General features: G+C 35.7%; 3 protein-coding genes. All 3 read left to right on the top strand.

Features of this window, described 5'->3' with window-relative positions:
• The coding region (locus tag CBG25_RS16870; protein WP_290608067.1) for a hypothetical protein at positions 1–563 on the top strand (563 nt) is incomplete at its 5' end.
• Positions 564–955: 392 nt separating this feature from the next.
• The gene (locus CBG25_RS16875) at positions 956–1,270 is read left to right on the top strand and encodes a hypothetical protein (RefSeq protein ID WP_290608068.1); all 315 of its coding nucleotides are present in this window, start codon (positions 956–958) and stop codon (positions 1,268–1,270) included.
• Entirely contained in the window at positions 1,263–1,502 is a 240-nt protein-coding gene (locus CBG25_RS16880) for an XRE family transcriptional regulator (RefSeq protein WP_290608069.1), read from the top strand. The genes CBG25_RS16875 and CBG25_RS16880 overlap by 8 nt, the downstream gene beginning before the upstream one ends.
• Positions 1,503–1,909 lie beyond the last annotated feature (407 nt).

Raw genomic sequence — 1,909 nt, forward strand, 5'->3', positions numbered from 1 at the left:
GCAAAATGAATAATACAAAAACATTTAAATCAGCATATTTACCCCTTTTTGAGCGTATTTGTGGCTTTCTGGGTAATGGATGGCGAATAAATAAACTACATCAGGATGAAAAACACTGTATAAAATTGATGAATCCAATTCTAAAGAATTACTCTATTGTTGCTAAAAAGGAAAAAGACCGGATCATGATTTATGGCAGTGTTGATTACTATCACTACCGCTATAGTAAATTAGCAAAATGCTCTGTTTCACTTACAAGAAATGCGAGCGCAATAGCGCAAGATATTAAACGAAAAATATTAATTACCGCTGTTGATGAAATCAGCAAAGCTAACGAGTATCACCAGAAAGAAGAGGAGAAAAAAGAACAAAAAAGAATTTTAAAAGGAATGCTAGCGCAGCAAGTCAAGTTAGAATCTTATCATAATGCCATTACGGGTATGGTAGCCTCAAGTGGTGTTCGTGGCAGAGTAAAAGAAGGTTATGACGGATATAACCTCAAGCTCTATAAACTCACTACCGAGCAGCTAGTTAAAATTGTTGGGTTTGTATCTACGTTATAAATCCTATTTACGCCAGTCATCATTGGTGGCTGGCTATCGTCAAAAGACGCTAACCATCTTCTAATGTTAAGATGCCCGTAAGGGCATGAAAGGCGCGAAAAATGGTGATAGAAGAATACAAAGGGCTATACGCGCCGATACGTGAGCGTAGCGAACTGCTAAACGATTATATCCCCCGGAACTGCGCTTGCGCGCCCTGCACAGCGTTTTTCAGGCGTGACGAGCTGTGCGAGTCATGCCTGTTACGAACTATCAGCGACCGTAATTGTTAAATGGTCGAAGACAAAAGAGAGTTAAAGCGATATGGTGTTTAAATTTTTTAAAGTTTGTTTTCACATAATCACAATATAAAGTTTGTTTTCACATAATCACAATATGAAAGGTTACTTATAATGATAAAAGGAAAAGAATTACCTACCTTATACGATAGAGTCGGAATAGGAAGTAAAAATTATTGTGTAACCTGTAAAAAAAAAGAAGATGGCTATGATTTACTTCTTGAAAAGAAAATTAAAATAAGATCGAAACGTAAAGTGGCTGATCCAAATAAGTCTACAACAAGAAAGATTGTGTTCAGTACTAATATCAGAATAAGTGATTTTGACAAAATAAGTTATGATGTATTACCTTCTTCTTTGCTTTATGAAGAAAAGAATATTTTTAAAAATATAATAAATAAAATAGCAAGGAAAATAGAAAATGGATGATAGCTCACCCAGCGCAGAAGAAATAAAATCTCTGCGTGTAAAAACCGGATTAACTCAGAAAGAGATAGCTATGCTATTCGGAATATCATTGAATTATTGGCAACGTAAAGAGTTGCCTAAAAGTAGTATTCAGCATAGAAAGATCACCAATAGCGAGTATATGTTATTACAATTACTCGCTGGAGAACACCATGAGTTTACCCTAAAGAAGCGAAATAACCCAGAAAAATAACGCCTTAAAATCCAACACACAAATAACCATAAAAAACACACGATGCAGGATAGGCGTAGCGTCCTAAAATGTGCCATTTTTCGACGCTACGCCCGCCGCTACACGGGGTTCTTGGGGGTAAAAATGGCTACACATCAAAAATACGTCATTTTTACAACGGTCATGCTTGACAATACGCCTTTTATACATCATTATTACATCTAATGATGACTTTTTTGTCATTTTTACATCAAAATTACTTCATTTTAAAGAGGCTGATATGAAGCCCAAAAGCATTAGAGGCGCCATCCAGATGATGCTGCCAGAAGTGGAAGAAATGTTATCTCTTGGTGTATCAAGAGAGGATGTCTTTAAGGTAGTTTCAGAAAGATTTAACATTGTTAATATGAATGTTAGAAGCTTTGATA

The organism is Arsenophonus sp. ENCA (assembly GCF_002287155.1).
GTDB lineage: Bacteria > Pseudomonadota > Gammaproteobacteria > Enterobacterales > Enterobacteriaceae > Arsenophonus > Arsenophonus nilaparvatae.